We start from the raw sequence: 22,617 nt of genomic DNA on the forward strand, positions 1-22,617 counted from the left end.
GGACAGGATGTTCTGCAACAGCGGGATCGGGTCTCCGTCTGGGGCAAGATCGGTCAGAGCGCCGGCGATGAAGCCGAAGACAGCGCCTTCGTCGGTTGCGTCTCCGTCAAAGCCCAGATCGACCGCCAGCTGCGTGAAGGCCGCATCAGTCGGAGCAAAGACGGTGATGTCGTCGGCGTCCCGCACGAGGCCGTCCAGACCGGCCGTTTGCAGGGCCATCACAAGGATGTTGAAGTCATCCGAACCGGCCGCGATGTCCACGATGTTGGGCTCATTGCCGGGAATGTCGATGGGCAGCAGGACGCGGTCGATGACCTGAATGGTGCCGTTGGAGGCCGCGATGTCCGGTGCAACGATGTTGGGGTTGTCGATATCGGGTTCATTATCGACCAGCTCAGTGCCCTCCGAGCCGAAAGTCGCACCATCCAGCAGGGTCGTGACCTGATCCGCAGCATCGACCTCGGCCGCCGTTTTGGCACCGGGAGAGACGTGGTAGGACAGGATGTTCTGCAACAGCGGGATCGGGTCTCCGTCTGGGGCAAGATCGGTCAGAGCGCCGGCGATGAAGCCGAAGACAGCGCCTTCGTCGGTTGCGTCTCCGTCAAAACCCAGATCGACCGCCAGCTGCGTGAAGGCCGCATCGGTCGGAGCAAAGACGGTGATGTCGTCGGCGTCCCGCACGAGGCCGTCTAGACCGGCCGTTTGCAGGGCCATCACAAGGATGTTGAAGTCATCCGAACCGGCCGCGATGTCCACGATGTTGGGGGGAATATCGCCTGCGCCAAGATCGTCATACGCCAAACCGGCCCCTTTGACGTTCGACGCGCTGACAACTGTCAAAGATGTGCCCGCAGGAGGAACGTTGCCGAGAAAGGTGAAATTGTCAGGCAAAAAACCGGGTTGTTCGACTTCCACCAGCTTGTAAATCTGACCATCGTCGCCCGAAATCTCCCACACGTTCTCGGCGTAGATCCGGCCGTTGTAGCCGACAGTCTCGTCGCTATCGGCCCTGGTCAGCGTTGCGATTTGCCCAGACAAGTCATCCCCGAATTCATTGAACCTCGCATCGCCTGAAAGGTTCTCGTCATTGTCCGAGACCGAAACTTCCACCGTCGGGCTAAGTGGCAACGTGAATTCCGCGTTCAGTTCGATGCGTCCTGACCCAAAAAGGTCTGCATTCTCAAAAGCGGTAAATTTGTAAGTCGCCATCACGTGTTCCTCCGGGTGTGTCCAAATTGCGTGTGTAATTTTCACACAGTTGACGGACGAAATGTCGCGATGCTGAAAAATGACAAGGGGAGGCGTGGAATTTTTTCACACGAAGCCATAGTGTTTCATCATGAGCGGCAAGCATTCTCTTACCAAGTCGGTTCTGTTCGAACATGCGATCAAGGCGCTATTGCGCCCTTTGACGCGTGCGCTGATTGCGCAGGGGATGACCGCGCCACAGCTCTACCGCTTTGTAAAACAAAGCTATGTGGACACTGCCTTAGAAGAGCTGGGCCTCGAGGCAACGGACAGTCGGGTCAGCGTGATGACAGGTGTTCATCGTCGCGACGTCAAGGCGATGCGGGCCCATGATACGTCCGACATCAAACCGGTTCAGCGGCGCGTTTCTACACTGGCGACTGTTGTTGGACGCTGGATGACTGATCCGAAACTCACGGATGAATCGGGCCTTCCAAGGCCGATGACTCGGGCCGAGTTTGATCAGCTGGCCGCCCAAACCAACCGCGACATTCGCCCCAGAACTATCCTAGACGAACTTCAGCGTCAGGGTCTTGTAACCGATGACGACGCTTTCCTTACGCTTAATCCCAAGGCCGTTTTCGGCCCCGAAGATCTGGATCAGAAGCTCGATTTTTTCGCCCGTAACCTTGGTGATCATATGGAGGCCGCGGTCGATAACCTTTTGGCTGAGACCCCGCCTCATTTCGAAAGGGCCGCATTCTTCAACTGCCTTGCAGAAACATCATTGGACGCGCTCGAGGCTGAGGCCCGCAAGACCGGTGCAGAGGCGCTGCGCAAAGTGGCGCAAGAGGCCGCCTCATATCAACAGGTCGACCACGAAAGAAAGTCGGCCACACACCGTTTTCGATTTGGTATCTATTTTTATCGAGAAGACGAAGAAGAGTGAGTTTACTACGATGACCAGTTGTCGCCCCAATCGCAGAACATTCATGTCTTCCGGGTTGTGCGCAACTCTGTTGCCGGGCGCGGGGTGGGCGCAGTCGACAAAACGCGATGTCGAAGGTGGTCTTGGGGGCACTGGGATTGTTGGTGTTCTGGTAGATTTTGGCAGTTTGATCCTAGCCGGTCAGACCGTTCAAACAGACGAACAGACCCGCGTCGAGACGCGATTTGGACCTTTGCCCGTTGATCAGTTACGTGCGGGGGACAGCCTGACAGTTGAGGCCGAGCGTTTTGCCTCGGGCAAGGTGATCGCGCGGCGAGTCGAGCTGACTTACCCGCTTGTCGGGGCGGTGACCGCGTTTGACCCCAGCGAGGGCACGCTAGCAGTCAATGGTGTCGCTGTTTTCGTAGAAACGCGGATCACGGGGTTTGGCATTGGAGACCGAGTGGCTGTTTCTGGTTTGTGGCGCGGGGATACTGTTGTTGCCAGTCGCATTTCCAAGGCTCCGGGCCTTTTGGATTTGGTGGCAGGAACGGTTGGTCGCGGCTATGTCTCGGGTGTGCAGCTTTCCAGCGGAGCAACGACCTTGGGGCAAAGCGGGCGATTTGCGACGGTTCTCGGGCACTTTAATCCGGCGAAGGGCACGATGGACGCGCAGAAAATTGAATTTGACCGCTTTACCGGCGCTGCAGGGCCGCTCAAATCACTGTCTGTCGAAGGCTGGTTGGAACCAACCAGTGCAGCTCCCGGTTTTCGGATCGCCGGATTGGGGCACAGTTTTGCAAGAAACCTAAACCTTGCGCCGTTTCAAGACCAGCGGGTTTTGTTCAGTGGTCCCTATACGGGCCGTTTCGCAGCAAATTCGGCGTTGGTTCTTCCCGATAACCCCGGCGCGCGGAGGCGGCTGCTCTTGAAAACAAGCCTGTGAATCAGATAGGGCGTCTGACTCTGCCTGCTTCTCTGGTTTCGCCATCGATCAGATGCACCGTGATCTGCCGCCGTTCTCCATCATAATATTGCGTCCCTTCAAGAATGAAGTCGGCGCCCAGTTGGTTGACAATTTCCGAGGCACTGTCAGACGAATTCGAACTGGTCTCAGTGTGAGGCGGAAACCGCGATCCTAACCGGAACAAAGTTGACGCCACTCGCTAAGAGCGGCGGCGCGGGTCAGCTTGAAAGAATCTCTGCTGATCAGCGATCTTTCCTGGTTTAAGTGGTTGTAGACGGAGGAATGGACGGCGGCGAATTTCTGTAAACTTCGCATGCGCCTGAAATGTTGCATCGCGCGTTCGCGTCGTCGAAACGGGAGTTGCGAATTCTCGACGCGGTTGTTGAGCCACCTGCCCGTCCGTTGTTTTTCAAGCGCGCCCATTTCTCTGAGCGCGGCTCTGTATGAGGCGAAGCGATCCGTGACGACATTTTCCACTTTACCGTGTCGCTTCATCAATTTCTTGAGGAATTTCAACGCGGCCCGCTTGTTTCGATGTTTGGTGACAACAGCTTCCAGCACCTCACCTTCGTGATCAACAGCGCGCCAAAGATAATGCCGCTTGCCATTCACCTTCACAAAAACCTCATCCACGTGCCACTTCCATTTGGAGTATGCTCTCAAATGCTGAACACGCTTTCTTAGGATCTCAGCAGCAAACATTGGGCCAAACTTATTCCACCAACACCAGACAGTTTCGTGGCTCACGTTGATACCTCGCTCATGCACCTGATCCTCGACATTCCGAAGCGAGAGCGGAAATCTGATGTAAAGCATCACCGCAAGGCGGATTATCTCAGGGCTGGTTTTAAAGTACTTGAAAGAGGCAGGTTTTTTCATTTCTAAACGCTGCGCAACCGCGCTGCCCTGCTTAAGCACTGTTAATCTGACGAGACTCCGCTTGGCGTTTTAGGTGCGTCGAATCCTGCTAAATGCCAGCTACGGCACAATGTTCTGGTTCACGCTAAACAGGTTGCCAGGATCATATTGCCGCTTGATCGAGAGAAGCCGGTCGTAGTTCGTACCATAGTTAGCCTTCACCCGATCTCCGTCATCATCGTCCATGAAGTTGATGTAGCCTCCCAGTTCGGAATGCGGCGCCAAGGCATCAGAATAATCACGTACCCATTTGATGTTCTTTTCGTCATCCGCGGGATCATTCGAAGCAGCCAACATCACCATCGAGAAGTTTGCATCGCGGTGCCCGAAAGCGGTCGCATCGGGTGCAACTCGCTTGCACGCGCCATCAATCGGATAAAGGTGCATCGAGGCGCTGACACCCGGGGCGTTCGGTCCGTGTCTTACATGCTCAGCAATAGCCGCGTCGGTCAATTCTTTGACGTAGTTGCCCTTCCAATATTGGCGGATCCCTTTTGGGAAGAGACCGTCAAATGCCGCATTAATTGCCGGGAACGGTACCGGGCCAACATGTTCTGCCTTGACTTCTGCAACGTCGTGGAAGGGCTTGAACATCTTCTCACCCTCTGCAGGGTCACCCGCCCAACAGGCTACAAGTGCGACAAACATATCTCCGTGTCGGTCCTCAGGAATAAACGGGAGCGGGGGAGCAACTTGGAACGCTGGAAATCCACCCATCTGTTCCGGCGCGTCTTTGATGTACTCGCGGAAGAACTTCAGGATGTTTTCGGTCTCGGACACTTCATAAAACATTGGTCCCCAATAGACCGTATCGACCGGGTGCAGCCGATATTCAAACGAGGTGCATACGCCGAAATTACCGCCGCCGCCTCGGATCGCCCAGAACAGATCGGCATTTTCGTCGTCGCTCGCGATCACCAATTTGCCATCGGCCGTCACGACATCCACCGAAATCAGATTGTCGGCCGAAAGACCGAAGCCGCGGGTTAGATAGCCCACGCCGCCACCAAGGGTCAGACCGGCTATACCCGTTGTCGAGATAATCCCACCGGGAGTGGCAAGTCCGAATGCGTGTGTAGCGGCATTGATATCGCCCCATGTCACGCCCGCCTCAGCCCGTGCCGTGCGTTTCACAGGGTCCACCCTTACTCCACGCATCCCAGAGAAGTCGATGACGACACCATCATCAACGGTACCGAAACCCGGCCCGCTGTGCCCGCCACCTCTGATGGCTAGCTTTAGATCGTTGTCGCTCGCATATCTTACCGCCATCATAACGTCGCCAGCATTCGCCACACGAACAATCACTGCAGGACGCTTGTCGATCATGCCATTATGAACGCTGCGGGCGTCATCATAGCCATCGTCTTCCGGCGTGAAGACGGCACCATGAACAAGGTCGCGAAGCTCACTTGGTGATTTAGCAGTCATGTCTTCCCCCTTTATGATACCAGAAGAATACCACAAATGGGTCAAACCAGCTAATTTCCGATGATGAGTGACACTCGATTGCTGCCCGAGGCAAAGCCTTCGCGGTGGGATAAAGTCGCGGACAAATCCAAGTGTCCTTTCTATGCTCGAAGCGGACCTTCGTTGCAGTAGATCCGAACAAGCACTCTGCGGACGGAGCAGACATTCACAGCAGAGGCCGATGCCAGCAACGGCTCATAGGTTTTGGATGGTGATGTCAGACGAATTCGAACCAGTCTCAGTTTGCCGCATAAACCACGAACCTATCCAGAACAAAGCTGACGCCACTCGGCGAGAGCGGCGCTGCGTGTCAATTTGAAGGTGTCACGGCTGGCTAGCGATCTTTCCTGGTTGAATTGGTTGCACAAGGAGGAATGGACAGAGGCGAATTTCTGTAGACTTCGCATGCGCCTGAAACGCTGCATCGCGCGTCCGCGTCGTCGGAAAAGAAGGTGCGAGTTCTCGACGCGGTTGTTGAACCACCTGCCCGTCTGCTGTTTTTCGGTAGCGCTTAGTTCTCTGAGAGCAGCCCGACACGACGCGAAGCGATCCGTTACGATCTCTTCTGAACAGCCATGGCTGTTTCATCAATTTCTTGAAGAATTTCAATACCGCCTGCTTGTTTCGGTGTTTGGTGACAACAGCTTGCAGCACCTTGCCTTCATGGCCAACAGCCCGCGAAAGATAATGCCGCTTGCCATTCACCTTCAAGAAAACCTCATCCGGGTGCCACTTCCATTTCGAGAATGCGCGCAGTTGTTGCACCCGCTTCCGTCTGATCTCAGCAGCAAACTTCGGGTCAAACCTGTTCCACCAATTTCGGACAGTTTCGGGCTCACATCGATGCCTCGCTCATGCAGCAGATCTTCGACATTCCGAAGCGAGAGCGGGAAACGGATGTACAGCATCACAGCAAGGCGGATTATTTCGGGACTATTTTAAAATATTTGAAAAAGGCAGATCTGGTCATCGGAAAAAGCTACGCAACACCCCTGCCCTGCTCAACCAAAGTTCTTCTGACAAGGCCAGATGATCGCTGGCAGCAGCTTAATAAAGACCCGCGACCTTTGCCCTCAGTTTTATCAGTGATGCAACAGTGTCGATTGTGGGTGTTGCGATCCCGATCAGTTGCCCCAATTCCTGCACCGAAGTGACCAGTGCATCAATTTCCATTGGTCGGCTCAACTCCAAGTCCTGCCACATAGAGGTTTTGTGGGCGCCAACTGCTGCCCCTCCGTCAATACGTTTTTCAACATCTACCGGAAACCTGATCCCAAGTTTCTCGGCGATTTCCTGAGCCTCTAGCATCATTCCGCGCGCCACAGACCGTGTACCAGGATCAGTACACAATACATCAAGTGTTGAGTGGGTAAGAGCGGAAATCGGGTTGAATGACAGATTACCCCACAACTTCAGCCAAATTTCGTCCCGAATTCTTGGTCTCACGGGCGCACGCAACCCAGCGGCGGATAGTGCCGCCGAAAACTTGGCAGCGCGGTCTGATTTGGAACCATCAGGCTCGCCCAAAGAAAAACGATTGCCCTCGACATGCTTGATAGTTCCCGGAGTAACGACTTCTACGGCTGGGTAGACGACGCACCCAAGAACCCGATCTGGCCCGAAACCATTCCATTGCACGTTACCCGGGTCCACAGACCGCAGCCTCTTCCCTTCGTAGGGACCTTCCAGTTTGTGGAAGTACCACCAAGGCACACCATTCACCCCATTTACTAGTGTTGTCTCGGCGCCAATCAGCGGCTGCATTGAATCTACAACCGCTGGAACAGAGTGCGCCTTTAGAGTGATAAAGACATAATCTTGTGGGCCAAGATCGGTGGCATTGCCTGAGGCGCGTACCGGCACGTTGATCGGGTCCCGCCCACCCTCAAGGAGGGTCAACCCATTTTCCTGCATTGCAGCCAGATGGGCGCCACGCGCAATCACACTGACGTCGACGTCAGTCTGCGCAAGCTTCGCGGCAACGTAACCTCCGATAGCTCCGGCACCAAAGATGCAAACTTTCATGTGTCTAAGCCTTTGTCAGCCCCAGTTTAGCGGCCAGCCCAATCCGTTGTATCTTACCAGTCGCGCCTTTTGGAATCTCTTCGAGAATGACCACTGATGTCGGCACCTTGAATTTTGCGAGCCGTTCGCCGACAAAATCCCGTACCTCTGCGCCCGCGATCGCCGCGTCGTCGGACAGTACCACCGCCGCCGCGATATCCTCTCCCAGTTTTTCGTGTGGGACGGCAAAACAAACTGCCTGAGCAACGTCCGGGTGGCTCAGAAGGACGGCATCGACTTCGAGCGGGCTGATTTTTTCTCCACCGCGATTGATCAGCTCTTTAAGGCGTCCGGTCAGCCGCAGGTAATTCTCTTCGTCGAACGACCCTTGATCACCGGTGCGAAACCAAAGTTCTCCATCCGCTTCAAAGAAATTATCTGCATTTGCCTGCGGGTTGCTCTCGTATCCCGGTGTCACGTTCGGACCGCTGATAACGATTTCTCCGACATCCCGCGAAGCGATCAACACATCTTCCGTTTCGTGTGCAATCCTGACTTCGGGTCCTGCAGCTATTCCAACAGATCCGGGCTTTAGCTTTTGCGGAGGAAGCGGGTTGCAACACATTTGGTGCGCGGCCTCTGTCATGCCGTAGGCTTCGATGACGGGGGCACTAAATGTTGCAACCAACTCTTCCATAACTGGTGCGGGCAACGAAGCAGAGGAAGATCGAAGAAAGCGTAACCGCGATTGATCAATGATTGATTGGTTTCGTGCAGCTCGGGTCAGAATAGCCTGGTGCATCGTCGGAACTGCCGTATACCAAGTCGGATCAACTTCAGCGACCTGCGAAAAAAAGCTTAGAGCGTTGAACCCAGGGGCGCAGCTAATTTGCGATCCGGCGCCTAAAGAAGCCGCGACTGCTGCGATCAGCCCATGGATATGGAACAGCGGCATGATGCTTAGACAACGATCATCGATTGTCAGTTTCAAAGACGAAGCCACATTTCTCGCAGATGCGTAGATATTTGCCTGCGTCAGAGGGACGATCTTTGGGCGCGACGTCGTTCCCGAAGTGTGGAGTATCAGGGCAACATCATCTTCACGCGGCGCAGAGGTATCAGCGACTCCAATTGGGTCGCGGGACAAAATCGAAAACTGCCCGGCCTTTTGGAAGCTATCGGAAGACGCCCGCAATATAGCGATGCCGAGGTCCGTTGCCGCTTTTACCGCAGGTCCATCTTCGTTTTCAGTTACAAGAAGTGCCTTAGCCCGCAGGTCCTTGAGGTAAAATACGTACTCTTCATAAGTGTAGGCAGGGTTCAGAGGTGCCGTCGTAGCCACTTGGGCAACGGATATGAAAGCCGTCGCCATCTCTGGACCGTTGGGCAAAACGATCGCAACTCGATCTCCACGACCTACTCCGATCTGGTATAGATCCGCTTTGACCTTTGCGCAAAGCTCGCGGAGCCCACGGTAGTTCAACCAAGATCGGCCGGGAGCACCGATAGCATTTGCAGTGCCGGAATGGGGAGCAATCAATTCAGCGACTAGATGGGGCATCCGGGATCCGTTCACAAAAGCATTGGCCTAATTCGCGGAGAGGGTTTGTTGTAGTACTTGCTAAGTTACGTTGACCGTTATGCTACCCAGTTTGTCGACGGCCAGAACCATAACATCGCCACGGCTCACAGGGCCAACGCCAGAAGGTGTTCCAGAAAGGATGACGTCTCCGGCAGCGAGCTCAAAGTAGTCGCTCAGGTAGGAGATCATCTCTGGGACCTTCCAGATCATCTGGTTCAAATCACCCTCTTGCCGAACGTCACCATTCACCGTCAAAGTAATTGGACCATGGTCGAGATGCCCAACTTCTGATGCCTTGTGAATAGGCCCGCATGGCGCAGAGCGTTCAAACGCTTTACCAATTTCCCAAGGACGGCCCATTTTTTTCATCTGCCCCTGCAGGTCGCGTCGGGTCATATCAAGCGAGAGACCATATCCAAAGACATGATCCAATGCATCGTCCACCGAGATATTCGTACCGCCGGACTTGAGCGCAATGAGCATTTCTGCTTCGTGATGCACGTCGGAACTGTGCGGTGGGTACGGGAATTCACCCGAGGAATCCAGATTGTTAGGATTCTTCTGAAAGAAAAACGGAGGTTCCCGGTTAGGGTCATGACCCATTTCAATTGCATGTGCGGCGTAGTTTCGGCCGATGCAATAAACGCGACGCACTGGGAATGTGCCGCCCCCCGCTACGGGTATAGTATGCACCTGCGGCGCGGGAATGACATGACCGGACATCGCTTTCCTCCTCAGCGTATAATTGCCAATGATCGGATTTCCAAACGGCCAGAGACCTTCCGATCGATGCCACGCCAGATACGATCAAACGCGGCTTCTTATGAAGTCATCGCCAAAATTGGGGTGAGTATGCAAGAGCCCCAACCTCGTTGCAGCCCGACCATTTCTAGAATTGGTTGGGCGCGTATTCTACATCAGCCGTCAGATTGCATGCTTTTGGGTAGTACGCGCGAATAAACGGATTTCAGGTGATTCACCATGGCACTGGCGGCAAGTTCCGCGTCGCCCTTTGCGATGGCAGATACGATCGCATCATGTTCCCGAAAACTGGAGTAATTTTCAGCGGGCTTCAGGGTTTCGCGTGGTTGCCCCCAAACAATCGACCTACGAACCGAATTCAAAGTTTCGAAAAAGTACAGAAAAAGTTGGTTTCGAGTAGAGCGGGCTATGGCGTAGTGCAAATTGTTGTCCCACGCTTCGTAGGTGCGCCAATCTTCCGCCGTGCGACATTTGTCAGCGCAAAGCCTCATTTGCTCACGGTCGGAACGAGTGGAATGGAGTGCTGCCAGCCGGCTAAGCTGCGGTTCGATCGTAAATCGCACCGACACAACCTGTTCAGGTTTAATTTGATTGCCCAAATAAGTTACGTCGGTGAGGTTGAGAACCGGTCTGGAACCAACAAATGTTCCCCGCCCCACATGACGCCAGATCAGTCCCTGGGCCTCGAGCTCTGCCAACGCTCTTCGCAACTGATTGCGAGTTGTCCCAAGTTTTGAACACAGCTCACGTTCAGGTGGGAGCCTGTCGTTATGCCTGTATCCCGCATTGTTAATAAGATCGCGTACACGGTGCGCGAGTTCGGTTGGTGCGCTCATATCTCCACCCAATTTAGTGATTGGTTGATTGATTGAAACGCCAAGTCGGAAAAAACTCAAGGGCAAGAGGAAAGCAAGAAACGAGTCGCAGGACAGGTTCCGTGACCACGGCTTGACATAAGCACGAGGGAGGAGTGCCGAGTGCGGTTAGCAACTGTTTCCGTAGAGGGTCACGCCGTTTGCGTGGCAATACTTGAAGATGGCAGCAAGTTGGACATTTTGCGCGCAGCGCAAATGATTGGCAAAACGCTGAACGCCGGTTCAATGCAGCAATTAATCGCGGGTGGAGAAGATACACTTGAAGTTTTGAGATCCCTCGTTTCATCGGCTGAAGCAGGTAGTCTAAAGGACGCACTGGTTTGGGATGACGCGCCGTTTCTGGCGCCAATTCCCAGTCCGAGTAAGAACGTGTTTTGTGTAGGGCGCAATTACGCTGAACACATTGCCGAGGGCGAACGGGCACAAAATCAAAAAATTGGTGTAACAGAGCATCCGGTTTTCTTCACAAAACCGCCAACCTCGATTGTGGCACCGGAGGCAAACATTCTGATTTTCCCATCGGTCTCACAAGCCATCGATTACGAAGTGGAACTGGCAGTTGTGATTGGAAAACCGGGACGAAACATAGCCAAGGCTGACGCATACGACCACGTATACGGCTATACGATCCTCAACGACATCACCGCACGTGACATCCAACGCCGACATGGTGGGCAGTATTTCAAAGGCAAAGGTTTAGATGGGTCTTGCCCATTGGGTCCCTGGATAGTGACTGCTGATGCGGTAAGCGATCCGCAGTCTTTGTCAATTGGAATAACCGTCAATGGCGAACAGCGCCAAAACGGAACTACGTCGGACATGATTTTCGACATTCCGACACTGATCGCATCCCTATCAGAAGGCCTGACCCTAGAACCCGGGGACGTACTTGCGACCGGCACGCCGTCAGGCGTCGGATACGCAATGGACCCGCCTCAGTTCCTGAAAGACGGGGACACAGTGGTTTGTGAAATTTCAGAAATTGGCACGCTCAGGAATACCGTGCGCGCCGTGTAAGTGGCTCCTGCATCTCTGAAGCTGCTGGAAGCCAACCATGCAAGGGAGGAAGACTAAAATGATGAACAGAAGGACTTTCACAGCGTCCTTGCTTTCGGCAGTTCCGGTAGCGGGAGCAATGGGAACGAAAGGTTTTGCGCAGGACTTGCGTAAGATCACTTTTGTGCAGCCGAGCCCATCGGCGATCAACTCATTTCCTGTTTTTGTCGCCATTGGAGAAGGTTACTTCGCAGACGAAGGTTTGGACGTGACCGTCGAGGCGATCAACGGTTCGGGAGCTGTGCTTCAGGCTTTGTCTGCAGGGCAGGCGCATTTCGGTCGCCCCGGACCTGGCCCCCTAATCGCAGCGCGATCGCGGGATGTGGACGCAGTACATATCTACAACGTTGCTGCACGCAGCAACTTCGGCATCGCCGTGCCAGAAGACTCTGACATCCAAAGTGTTGAAGAGCTTCGAGGTAAAGTTATCGGAACAGGTACGGCTGATGGCGCGGAAGTCGGCTTTGCACGCAATGTGATGACCGGAGCAGGCATGAAAGAGGGTGAAGACTTCACTTTCCTGACTGTCGGCGACGGTGGCCCGGCAACTGCGGCTTTCCTGAACGGTGAAATCGGCGCATATTCCGCATCGACAGCTGACACGGCAATTCTGAACCAGCGCGGAATGGCAGTGCGCGACATTACGCCGGCAGAATTTGGGCGTTTCTTCGGCAACGGCATCGCCACTATGGCCGACACAATCGCCAATGATCGGGAACTGGTCGAGGCCTGGAGCCGCGCATTCGCTCGTGGCCATGCCTTTGCGCTCGATGATGCCAACCGCGAAGCCGTGTTAAAGCACTTGGCCGACGGCAATCCGCAGGAAGGCGAAGACAAGGAGTTCCAGTCGGCACTTTTCGATGCCGTGCGTTCAAAAACCATAGCGGCGGATCCAAGCAATGGTCTGGGATGGTATCCCGCCGAAGTCTGGCAAGAATGGCAAGACGCGCTGGTCGCAGGTGGCGAAATTCCAGGACCACTTGATGACCTGAGCGCTGCGTGGACCAATGAGTTTGCTGCCATTGGCAACGAGGCTGTCAGTAAATGAACGCTGAAGTCACCCATGAGTTTTCCGGCGCGCCCTTGGGCACGCCGGTCTACGAGTTGACACACGTAAGCAAGACCTATGCGCGCAATCTGGTGGTCGCTCTCGAGGACATCAATCTGACGCTTCGGAAAGGAAGCTTCACATCTGTCATCGGGTCCAGCGGGTGCGGCAAGTCAACTCTGCTAAAGATCATGGCGGGTCTGATCCCGCCAACTAAAGGACGTGTGATCCTGCAGGGGTTGCCGGTCACTGGGACCCGCCGTGATATTGGTATGATGTTCCAGCAAGCGACACTTTTCCCATGGAAAACAGCTGTGGAAAATATCGTCCTGCCGATCGAGATCCGAGATGGAAAGGCAGCAGCCAAGCAAGCCATGGCAAAGGCTCACGAACTTTTGGATGTCGTAGGCTTGAAAGGTTTTGAAAACGTATATCCGAACGAATTGTCGGGCGGGATGGCACAACGCGCGTCGATCTGTCGAATGCTGATAACCGAACCAGCCGTGCTTTTGTTGGACGAACCGTTCAGCGCTCTCGACGAGTTGTCGCGCGACATGATGAATATGGAGTTGCAGCGGATTTGCCGGGAACAGGAAGCGACCGCGTTTCTTGTGACGCACTCCATTCAAGAGGCGGTGATTTTGTCCGATGAAATCGTCGTGTTGAAGCCACGTCCAGGCAGGATTGCTGAAATTGTTGAAGTCGACCTGCCTCGCCCGCGTACGCTCGATATGATGACGACTCCTAAGTTCGGCGCTATTGTAGACTACATTCGCAGCCTCCTGGATAAGGGAGAAGAAATGTGAGCCAAGTTCAGGACTACTCGCCTTCCGTAAAGGACGCTGACCCCGCAGAAGACACTGTTTGGGAGCAGAAAGTTCACTTTATCGACTCGGTTCCCCGTTGGATTGCGATGACGTTTGTTTTCGTCGTTTTCGTAGGCACTTGGCAGATTGTGACAAGCTTGGGGCTTGTATCGCCAATCATCCTGCCCACCCCGATGGAGACCCTTAGGGACATGATTTTCGTCGGACAAAACCTTTTGACCGGAGGTTACATGCTGGGTGCGCTTTGGATCACTTTCAAGGAGGTCATCTATGGCTTTGCCTTGGCGATCGCGATCGGTTTTTCGCTGGGCGTGCTAGTCGGGGAAACCGCATTTGGCGAAAAAGCAGTGATGCCTTACCTCGTGGCCATCGACACTATGCCAAAAGTCGCGTTCGCCCCGCTGTTTGTGGCGTGGCTGGGGTTCGGCATTGAATCCAAGGTGGCACTTGCCGCATTTATTGCGACATTCCCAATTGTGGTTGGAACAGCCGCTGGGCTTCACGCCGCCGACGAAAACGCGCGCATGTTGTTCAAGACGATGGGCGCGAGCCGGATGCAGACATTGATCAAGATGAAGCTGCCAACTGGCCTGCCGCAGATATTCACCGGTCTCAAGATCGGTGCAGTTGGCGTGATGGCAGGTGCAATTACAGGAGAGTTCCTGGGCGGCGGAAAGGGATTTGGTGAGCTGATACGTGTTGCAGCCTCGCAGCTCAATACACCTCGGGTGTTCTCGTTGATCCTGTATCTCAGCCTCGTCGGCCTGGCCGTTTTTGCAACGGTGGTTTGGACACAGCGTAAACTCGTGTTCTGGCATAAAGAGCAGGTCGGCAGGGATGACTTCTGAACCTGTGAAAATACACTGCCAGGCCCTGCGTGAGTTTGTGGCGAGCGCACTCGAAACGCGAGGTGTGCCAAAAGCGGACGCTGTTCAGGTGGCCTCGACGATGGTGGAGGCCGACATCTATGGTTACGGCACACACGGTGTATTTCGCCTGCGCCAGTACCTTGCCCGGTTGGCGGGCGGCGGTTCTAATCCTACGCCAAGAGTCACGGTAGAACATGAGACTGTTGCAACCGCTTTGATCGACGGAGATGACGGTCTTGGCCATTTGGCTATGTCGGCGGCGCGCGATCTTGCAATTGAAAAGGCAAAAGCGGCCGGAATCGGATGGGTCGGTGTTCGACGTGGCAACCATGCAGGACCACTCGCACTATACGTGCGTCCACAAGCCGAGGCTGGGATGCTTGGCATGGCCGCAGCGGTGGGCAGTGCGAACCACGTTCCGCCCTATGGCGGAAGCGACCTGCTTCTTGGCACCAATCCCATCGCTTTCTCTGCGCCTGCCGATGGCCCTGACCCGTTTGTATTTGATATGGCGACGACTGTTGCCGCTATGGGCAAGATCAAGACCCTGTTGCAGCAAGGTAAGCCTATGCCTGAGGGTTGGATGGTCGGGCGCGATGGAAACCCATTGACGGACCCTGCCCGCAAGTCAGAAGGATTTCTTTTGCCGATCGGCGGTCCAAAAGGATTCGGTCTTTCTGTAGCTATCGGATTAATGGCCGGGGTCTTGAACGGCGCGGCCTTCGGCTCAGACGTGGTCAACTTTACCTCAGACACGACCTCATCCACAAACACAGGGCAATTCGTAATGGCGCTAAATCCGGCAGCGTTTGGGATGGAAAAAGACTTTGCTTCCAATGCGGCCCGCGTCTTTTCCGAAATGCGCGCATCAGCCCCACTGCCCGGTCATGACCCGGTGCGCTTGCCCGGAGATGGCAAAACGGCCGCAGCTGAAGCCCGTCGTAAAGACGGTGTAAGGCTTAACCCCGCTCTTTGTCGTGATCTCAACAAACTAGCCCTGGACTGTGGGCTGACACCCCCATTTCCAAGTCTCAGCACTGACTAGCGGTCGATCCGTGAAAAGTTTGTAAGCGCTTTGGAACAGAAGTCAGCGAAACGCCTCGTCCTCGGCCTCAAGCGCTTTCACAAGAGCAGAAAGCTTGTTCATCATGTGTAGCTTCATAGTTTTGCCAAGCCCATCTGCATCGCGAGCCTTAAGCAACTCCATCATAGCTTCATGTTCGCGAATTGCCTGCGCCCAGCGTTCGTCTGACAGATTGGCCACAAAACGTGCACGGCGGACCCGCGCCGCCAACAGCTTGTGGTGGGTTTCAAGAATGTCGTTTCGCGCGCCACGTATCAGTGCCTGATGGATGTCCTGATTGGCTTTAAAATAGGCCTGTCGATCACGTGACCTATAGGCTTTCAACATATCGGCGTGGCGACGTTCAATCTGTTTAATTTCCGTGGAGTTCATGCTCTGACATGACAACTCTCCTGCCAGTTGCTCAAGCGTCGCAAGAACTGGAAACGTGTTCTCCAATTCCTCTCGCGTGACACTGGCAACGCGCGCACCTCGGTTGGCTTGGAGTACCACAAAGCCTTCTGATGCAAGCACCTTTAGGGCTTCCCGCAATGGTGTCCTTGAGACCCCCAACGAGTCGCAGAGCTGTTTCTCGGGCACTTTCTCTCCCGGCTTCAGAACATCTTCGACAATCAGGTTGCGCAGACGTTCGACCAGTTCTTCATGTAGTGTTGTGCGCTTGATGCCATCCGTTAGATTCATAACCACGTCCTAATCATCAAGTACCATTTCCAACAAGCGAGCGACATGCATGGGCTGCCGTCGGGTACCCTCAGTGATTTGGTGCCGACATGATGTCCCATCTGCCACAACAATTGCATTCACTGGTGCCGCGTCCAAAGCTGGAAATAGGTCTAGCTTTGCCATCTCGATCGAGACATCGACAGTTTCCGGGGCATATCCAAACGCCCCAGCCATACCACAACAACTGCTTTCGATCATGTTAACCTGCGCCTCAGGAATACGCTTCAGGAGATTGAGCATAGGCGTGACGACGTCATGTGCCTTTTGATGACAATGTCCATGGACGTAGATCGGTCGATCTATCGGCTTCAAAGGCAAGCTCGGCTGTTCGACCAGAAACTCCTCAATTGTATGTGTGGCCTTCGCCAACATCTCCGTTTGCGGTCCCGGGCAAAGAGCCAAATACTCGTCCCGGAAAGTGAGGATAGAGGAAGGTTCAAGTCCGACGACCGGTATGCCTTTGGCAACCATATCTCGTGTCGCGTCAATCACGCGCTGAGCCTCGTGTCGCGCTTCTTCCACACAACCCACAGCCAACAAGGTACGTCCGCAATCCAACGCTCTTTTAGTGTGGTTATCCCGTGCTACGGCGACACGCAGCCCTAGCGCACGCAGGACCCGGACCGCGGCGCGCAGATTGTCAGGCTCGAAATAACGGTTGAACACATCTGCAAACAGAAGAACCTGCGGATCACTATCTTGGGCCTCGTCATCTCGGAACGGAACGGAAGACCATTCTGGAAGATCACGTCGTGCGGCAATACCGGTCGGGCTTTCCAAAAGCTTACGCAAGGGTCCAATTTTGTTTCGAATATTCATAAGCCACGCGACTTTTGCAGCTTTTGGTGCATATCGGGGCAAGTAAGCTATCAATTTATCTGCCAATGTCAGCCCATCTTTTTTACGTTTCGCTGACAATACTTCGATCTTCATTTGCGCCATGTCGACGCCAGTCGGGCACTCCCGAGCGCACGCCTTACAGGATACGCAGTACTTCATCGCGTCCAACATCGCATCGGATTCTAAACCGCCCGGCAACTGCCCGCTGATCACGAAACGCAAAGTGTTTGCACGCCCACGCGTGGAATCACGCTCGTTTCGGGTGGCACGGAACGAAGGGCACATAGCTCCGCCCTTTAGCTTGCGGCACGCACCGTTGTTATTGCACATCTCAACGGCACCCTGAAATCCTCCTCCGGTACCCGGCCAAGCTGACCAATCCAGCGCTGCTTCGAAATCCGGGACTGAATAATTTTGGCTGTAGCGGAATAGACGGCGATCATCCATTGAGGGCGCATGCACAATCTTTCCAGGATTGAGCATCCCGATTGGGTCAAACCGGTTCTTAACCTCTTCAAAGGCAGAAATAATACGCTGACCGAACATTTTTTCATGAAATTCAGAACGTACGATCCCGTCACCGTGTTCACCTGAATGAGAGCCCTTGTATCGCTTAACCAGATCAAATGTTTCTTCGGCAATCGCCCGCATTGTGCTGACGTCTTTGTCCTGCCGCATATTTAGGACAGGACGAACATGTAGGCACCCGACGGAGGCGTGCGCGTACCATGTTCCCTTGGTGCCATGCCGGGCGAATATTTCGTTTAGGCCCGCGGTGTAATCGGCGAGGTCGGTCAACGGAACAGCGCAATCTTCAACGAAGGATATCGGCTTGCCTGCCTCCTTCATCGACATCATGACATTCAAGCCGGATTTCCGGTACTCGGCGATAGAATTCTGTAGCTTGGCGTCTGTAATTGAAACAACTCCACCCCACCGGTTTTTCGTTCCGGTAAAAGACAAGCCGAGATCTCCGATTAGTTGGGAAAGCTTAACCAGTTTTGCGGCATTGTCCTCAGCGTTGCCCTCGGCGAATTCTACTAGTAGCAGGGCTTCGGGTTTGCCTGTGACAAAGGCCTCTATAGTGTCGCGAAACAATGGAATATCGCGCCCCAACGCGATCATTGTCTCGTCGATCAATTCTACCGCCTGAGGATTGAGCGTCACGATGTGCTGGGTGGCCTCCATTGCAGCACGAAATGTCGAGAAATGGCACACGCCGGTAACTTTCTCACCCGGTAACTGTGCCAAGTTCAATTCCAATTCAGTGAAATAAGCCAGCGTGCCTTCTGACCCCACCAACAAATGGGACATGTTGATGTCGCTACCGACGAGCGCGTCGATATTGTAACCGCCCACACGGCGCTGGACCTTGGGAAAACGGGCGTCAATTTCAGACGCCTCACGACGCCCAAGTGCGCGCATGTCGCCAACAAGATCCGCATAATCGCTAGACGCGGGCGTTTCAGCGCTGAACCGCGCTTCGCTTCCGTCAACAAGAATTGCGTTTATTGCACGGACGTTATCTCGCATGATCCCGTACCGCAGAGACTTCCCGCCTGAAGAATTGTTTGCTGCCATCCCCCCAAGAGTGCAACGAGACGCTGTTGAGGGATCCACGGGAAACCAAAGGCCATGCTTCTTCAACGCGTCGTTCAATTGATCCAACACAACACCTGGCTGAACGCGCGCAATACGTTTCTCAACGTCTATGTCTAGAATACGATTCAAGTATTTTGTGTTGTCCAGCACAACACCCTGATTGACCGTTTGCCCGCATTGCGACGTGCCGCCACCGCGAGGAAGGACCGAAAATCCCTCGCCCCGCGCGACAGACATCACGGCTTTCACATCTTCTTTGGATAGGGGGATCACAACAGCGTCAGGTATCATCTGATAGATTGAGGCATCGGTCGAGTACCGAGCAAGCGACGCCGGATCTGACATCACCTCTCCCCGCACATCAGACAACAGTCGGCGGTACAACGATCCATTCTTTACCATCAGGTTCGCCTTCCATTCCCAGTAAGCCCATTCAGGCTCTACTTGCCCATTGACTGAATAATGAATTCATAATTAACTTTTGCAATGATTAATAGCACCACTCTTTTGGCACCAGCATAAGGATCGTTTCAAATGCGTCAGGCGGGCAGGCACTTTTTACAGATTCCAGGGCCAAGTGCTGTGCCAGAGCGCATCCTAAAGGCCATCAGCACACAGACCATTGATCACCGTGGGCCCGATTTTGCTGAAGTAGGGAACAAGGCCCTCAGTGGGATAAAAACCATTTTCAAGACAAAGCAGAACGTCTTTATTTACCCCTCATCCGGCACCGGTGCATGGGAAGCAGCACTTGTGAACAGTGTGTCGCCAGGCGAAAAAGTTCTCATGTTCGAAACAGGACATTTCGCCTTCATGTGGTGCAACTTGGCAGGAAAACTGGGATTGCAGCCAGAACTGATTGAAGGAGATTGGCGTGGCGGTGCGGATCCTAATCAGATCGAAGACCGCCTGCGCGAAGATAGTCAGCACGCGATCAAGGCGGTATGCGTCGTCCACAATGAAACTTCTACTGGGTCAGTCTCGTCGATTGAGGAAGTGCGCAGAGCTATAGATGCGGCAAAGCACCCTGCGCTCCTCATTGTTGATTCCATTTCTGGCCTAGGGTCGATCGATTTTAGGTTCGACGACTGGGGCGTTGATGTCTGTGTCTCTGGTTCGCAAAAAGGACTGATGCTACCGCCTGGACTGAGCTTTAACGCTGTAAGCGACCGTGCACTGGAACATTCAAAATCCGTGAGTATGCCACGAAGTTATTGGGATTGGCATGATATGATCGAACCCAACCAGAAAGGGTTCTTCCCTTATACGCCCGGTACCAATCTCCTCTATGGACTAAATGAGGCCATCGATATGTTGCACGAAGAGGGGCTGGAGAACGTGTTCGCACGGCATTCCCGCCATGGCGCCGCGACGCGGGCTGCGGTGCAAGCATGGGGGCTTGAGGTATTGTGTGCTCGCCAAGGTCAGGAGTCGGGCGTACTGACCGCTGTTAAAGTACCTGAAGGACATTCTGCTGATGTATTTCGCGCAACTACGCTAGAGCACTATGATATCTCACTTGGAAATGGCCTGTCCAAAGTAGCCGACAAGGTTTTCCGCATAGGTCACTTGGGCGATTTCAACGACCTGATGTTGATGGCCACACTGTCAGGCGTAGAAATGGGTCTCGCCAAGAGCGGCGTGCCTCATACAGCAGGTGGCACGCAGGCTGCCTTGGAGCATCTCAAGGCCGCGTAAATCCAATCTGAGCCTCCAATAGCGCAACCGAGTCCCATTGACTGGAAATTACCAAACCTCCGGATCACCAAACTCTTTAGGAGCTTCACCATGACCCGTATGACGGCAAAAGACTTCGACCAGGAACTTCTTGATCTGTATGACTTTTATGCGCACGGCAAAATCACTAAACGCCAATTTCTGGACCGCGCCAGCAAATTTGCGGTTGGCGGTTTATCAGCGGTCGCGTTGCTGAAAATGCTTAGTCCGAACTATGCCCTAGCACAGCAGGTGTCATTTAACGATCCCGATATCCATGCAGACTACATCACCTATCCCTCACCAAATGGAACCGGTGACGTGCGGGGCTACCTGGTCCGGCCCGCAGGCGTTGAAGAACCCCTGCCCGCGGTGCTGGTAGTCCACGAAAACCGCGGCCTTAACCCGTACATCGAAGATGTCGCGCGCAGATTGGCGAAAGCCGGGTTTATGGCTCTGGCTCCAGACGGCCTGACATCGGTGGGAGGATACCCCGGCAACGACGCAGATGGGCGCGAACTGCAAAAGACAGTGGACCGGGTCGAGTTGATGAACGATTTCTTCAATGGATTTGAATACCTACTGAACCGAGATGACAGTACTGGAAAGGTCGGCGCAGTGGGTTTCTGCTACGGTGGCGGCGTAGTCAGCGCAATTGCTGTGGCCTATCCGGAATTGGCAGCGGGCGTGCCGTTCTATGGTCGCCAGCCGGCAGCTGAGGATGTGGCTAAAATTCAGGCGCCATTACTGATTCAAATGGGAGAGCTTGATGAGCGCATCAACGCAGGGTGGCCGGATTTTGAAGCTGCTCTTCAGGCCAACGACAAAGTATACGAGGCATATATATACGAAAACGCCAACCACGGTTTTCATAACGACAGTACGCCACGCTATGATGAGGAAATGGCAAACCTAGCCTGGGACCGCACAATTGATTGGTTCAAAACCTATCTGAAGTAATTGGTACAAGCTACCAAGCCAGTCATGCGTTGATATCTTTTCGTTGAAATCCTCGGCCCATCTTGGCCAAGCCCTTGGAAGCCCCGGAAACTTGAACTTTGGAGTTAGAAATTCTGCGACAAGGTCTCGGCCCGCTATGCCTACTATTAACTTTTTTAACGTGTCGAAACGATGGAAGGATACTGTCGCAACGGTTTTAGGTGAAGCGATCCATCGTTAAGTGTTCAGCTCATCTGCGGGTCAAAAGTATTATCACTTTTATGCGTGGTTAGCCGTTCCTTTGGTTCTATTCGGTATCCCGAAACCGCCGCGCGAGATAATCCACAAACGCGCGCGTTTTTGGTGCCAGATTCCGCCTTTCGGCAAACATTACGACGATATCCGTGCTGGGAGGTGCATACTCCGGCATGACATGGACAAGTTCGCCGGAGAGAAACTTCCTGTTTGCCATATAGCAGGGCAGCCGTGCGATCCCGATACCAGCCAGAGCGGCTCTAAAGACGACATCGGTGCTGTTCCCCTCAAAGCTGCCCGTTGCTTCAAATTTTTCGCCTGCGTTCGGTTCGATGCTGTTCCAAGCGTTCCGCTGGCTTCTCCCAGCAACTCTCAAGCAATTGTGCTCAGCCAATTCGGCAAAATTCGACGGTGTTCCACAACGCGCAAGGTATTCAGGTGAGGCACATAGTACCCTTCGACTCTGCATAACGCGCCTGATGACCATATCTGGATTCTTGCGTTGTTCCGCAAAGCAGATCGCCGCATCGAAGCCTTCACTCCGAAGATCAATTTCTCGGTCGGTCAAATCCAAAGACATTTGAACCTGAGGGTTCTCTTTCATGAACTCTGGCAGAGCAGGAATCAGTTGGGACTTACCGAATGCAACAGTGGATGCGATCCTGAGTTCTCCGCGTGGGACACCGTCAAAGCTGTGGATCATTGCTTTGGCTTCATTGAATTTGTCAGCCATCGCTTTGCATTTTTCATAGAAATCTTGGCCTTCCCGCGTTGGAGAGACACCCGTTCTGGTACGATTCAGAAGTCGGTAGTGCACCTGATCTTCAAGTAACCCGATCTGCTTACTTACTGCTGATGGGGTTTGCCCCATTGATCTTGCAGCCGCAGAAATACTGCCCTGCTCGACAACCGTCGCAAAGATTAGCATTTGCGCAGAAATGTCCATGTCATGACCTTTGCTGTT

At 53.9% G+C, this 22,617-nt stretch carries 19 protein-coding genes and 1 pseudogene; 9 read left to right on the plus strand and 11 right to left on the minus strand.

What is annotated here, in order from left to right; genetic code table 11:
• On the minus strand, positions 1 to 1,209 hold a 1,209-nt coding region (locus ACR0B5_RS20065), incomplete at its 3' end, for a fasciclin domain-containing protein (protein WP_480542901.1).
• A gap of 130 nt (positions 1,210 to 1,339) precedes the next feature.
• Between ACR0B5_RS20065 and ACR0B5_RS20070 the strand changes: the two genes are divergently transcribed.
• Both ACR0B5_RS20070 and ACR0B5_RS20075 read left to right on the plus strand, forming a co-directional pair.
• Entirely contained in the window at positions 1,340 to 2,137 is a 798-nt protein-coding gene (locus tag ACR0B5_RS20070; protein ID WP_170692028.1) for a DUF6502 family protein, read from the plus strand.
• Positions 2,138 to 2,180: 43 nt separating this feature from the next.
• Positions 2,181 to 3,062, plus strand: coding sequence for a DUF5666 domain-containing protein (locus tag ACR0B5_RS20075; protein ID WP_480542903.1), 882 nt, complete (start codon positions 2,181 to 2,183; stop codon positions 3,060 to 3,062).
• A 192-nt stretch (positions 3,063 to 3,254) separates the two neighbouring features.
• On the opposite strand, the gene ACR0B5_RS20080 is transcribed toward ACR0B5_RS20075, so the two are convergent.
• The 7 genes and pseudogenes from ACR0B5_RS20080 to ACR0B5_RS20110 form a co-directional block, all read right to left on the minus strand.
• A complete protein-coding gene (locus ACR0B5_RS20080; RefSeq protein ID WP_480542905.1) occupies positions 3,255 to 3,962 on the minus strand; it encodes an IS6 family transposase in 708 nt (235 codons plus the stop codon).
• 99 nt (positions 3,963 to 4,061) lie between these two features.
• Positions 4,062 to 5,432, minus strand: coding sequence for an FAD-binding oxidoreductase (locus ACR0B5_RS20085; protein ID WP_480542907.1), 1,371 nt, complete (start codon positions 5,430 to 5,432; stop codon positions 4,062 to 4,064).
• Between the two features lie 302 nt (positions 5,433 to 5,734).
• Positions 5,735 to 6,441 (minus strand): annotated as a pseudogene (locus ACR0B5_RS20090) (IS6 family transposase).
• 77 nt (positions 6,442 to 6,518) lie between these two features.
• Complete coding sequence (locus tag ACR0B5_RS20095; protein ID WP_480542909.1) at positions 6,519 to 7,496, minus strand: 2-dehydropantoate 2-reductase; 978 nt, start codon at positions 7,494 to 7,496, stop codon at positions 6,519 to 6,521.
• Between the two features lie 4 nt (positions 7,497 to 7,500).
• Positions 7,501 to 9,036, minus strand: a complete 1,536-nt coding sequence (locus ACR0B5_RS20100) for an acyl--CoA ligase (protein WP_480542911.1) — start codon at positions 9,034 to 9,036, stop codon at positions 7,501 to 7,503.
• A 60-nt stretch (positions 9,037 to 9,096) separates the two neighbouring features.
• Complete coding sequence (locus tag ACR0B5_RS20105; protein ID WP_170375887.1) at positions 9,097 to 9,780, minus strand: fumarylacetoacetate hydrolase family protein; 684 nt, start codon at positions 9,778 to 9,780, stop codon at positions 9,097 to 9,099.
• Between the two features lie 194 nt (positions 9,781 to 9,974).
• A complete protein-coding gene (locus ACR0B5_RS20110) occupies positions 9,975 to 10,655 on the minus strand; it encodes a FadR/GntR family transcriptional regulator (RefSeq protein WP_170768538.1) in 681 nt (226 codons plus the stop codon).
• Positions 10,656 to 10,796: 141 nt separating this feature from the next.
• On the opposite strand from ACR0B5_RS20110, the gene ACR0B5_RS20115 reads away from it, so the two are divergent.
• The 5 genes from ACR0B5_RS20115 to ACR0B5_RS20135 are packed head-to-tail and all read left to right on the plus strand — an operon-like array spanning position 10,797 to position 15,539.
• Positions 10,797 to 11,711 (plus strand): fumarylacetoacetate hydrolase family protein, encoded by a 915-nt coding sequence (locus ACR0B5_RS20115; protein ID WP_170642883.1) that lies wholly within the window; start codon positions 10,797 to 10,799, stop codon positions 11,709 to 11,711.
• A gap of 37 nt (positions 11,712 to 11,748) precedes the next feature.
• Positions 11,749 to 12,798, plus strand: coding sequence for an ABC transporter substrate-binding protein (locus ACR0B5_RS20120; RefSeq protein ID WP_480542913.1), 1,050 nt, complete (start codon positions 11,749 to 11,751; stop codon positions 12,796 to 12,798).
• Positions 12,795 to 13,604 (plus strand): ABC transporter ATP-binding protein, encoded by an 810-nt coding sequence (locus ACR0B5_RS20125; protein ID WP_170467807.1) that lies wholly within the window; start codon positions 12,795 to 12,797, stop codon positions 13,602 to 13,604. Before ACR0B5_RS20120 ends, ACR0B5_RS20125 begins: the two co-directional genes overlap by 4 nt.
• Positions 13,601 to 14,473, plus strand: a complete 873-nt coding sequence (locus ACR0B5_RS20130) for an ABC transporter permease (protein ID WP_170375895.1) — start codon at positions 13,601 to 13,603, stop codon at positions 14,471 to 14,473. The genes ACR0B5_RS20125 and ACR0B5_RS20130 overlap by 4 nt, the downstream gene beginning before the upstream one ends.
• The gene (locus ACR0B5_RS20135; protein ID WP_480542916.1) at positions 14,463 to 15,539 is read left to right on the plus strand and encodes an Ldh family oxidoreductase; all 1,077 of its coding nucleotides are present in this window, start codon (positions 14,463 to 14,465) and stop codon (positions 15,537 to 15,539) included. The genes ACR0B5_RS20130 and ACR0B5_RS20135 overlap by 11 nt, the downstream gene beginning before the upstream one ends.
• A gap of 42 nt (positions 15,540 to 15,581) precedes the next feature.
• On the opposite strand, the gene ACR0B5_RS20140 is transcribed toward ACR0B5_RS20135, so the two are convergent.
• Both ACR0B5_RS20140 and ACR0B5_RS20145 read right to left on the minus strand, forming a co-directional pair.
• Positions 15,582 to 16,259: a GntR family transcriptional regulator gene (locus ACR0B5_RS20140; protein WP_170467812.1), complete on the minus strand. Its 678-nt coding sequence runs from the start codon at positions 16,257 to 16,259 to the stop codon at positions 15,582 to 15,584.
• 9 nt (positions 16,260 to 16,268) lie between these two features.
• On the minus strand, positions 16,269 to 19,145 hold the full coding sequence (locus ACR0B5_RS20145; protein ID WP_480542918.1) for an FAD-binding and (Fe-S)-binding domain-containing protein: 2,877 nt from the start codon (positions 19,143 to 19,145) through the stop codon (positions 16,269 to 16,271).
• 132 nt (positions 19,146 to 19,277) lie between these two features.
• Between ACR0B5_RS20145 and ACR0B5_RS20150 the strand changes: the two genes are divergently transcribed.
• Both ACR0B5_RS20150 and yghX read left to right on the plus strand, forming a co-directional pair.
• On the plus strand, positions 19,278 to 20,441 hold the full coding sequence (locus ACR0B5_RS20150; RefSeq protein ID WP_480542920.1) for a pyridoxal-phosphate-dependent aminotransferase family protein: 1,164 nt from the start codon (positions 19,278 to 19,280) through the stop codon (positions 20,439 to 20,441).
• 90 nt (positions 20,442 to 20,531) lie between these two features.
• Positions 20,532 to 21,419 carry a YghX family hydrolase gene (gene yghX / locus ACR0B5_RS20155; protein ID WP_170662645.1) on the plus strand — a complete coding sequence of 296 codons (888 nt, stop codon included), beginning with the start codon at positions 20,532 to 20,534 and terminating at the stop codon, positions 21,417 to 21,419.
• A 286-nt stretch (positions 21,420 to 21,705) separates the two neighbouring features.
• Here yghX and ACR0B5_RS20160 read toward each other — a convergent pair whose 3' ends face one another.
• Positions 21,706 to 22,599 (minus strand): LysR family transcriptional regulator, encoded by an 894-nt coding sequence (locus ACR0B5_RS20160; protein ID WP_170662727.1) that lies wholly within the window; start codon positions 22,597 to 22,599, stop codon positions 21,706 to 21,708.
• Positions 22,600 to 22,617 lie beyond the last annotated feature (18 nt).

The sequence above is a fragment of the Ruegeria sp. AG1 genome, assembly GCF_056541705.1.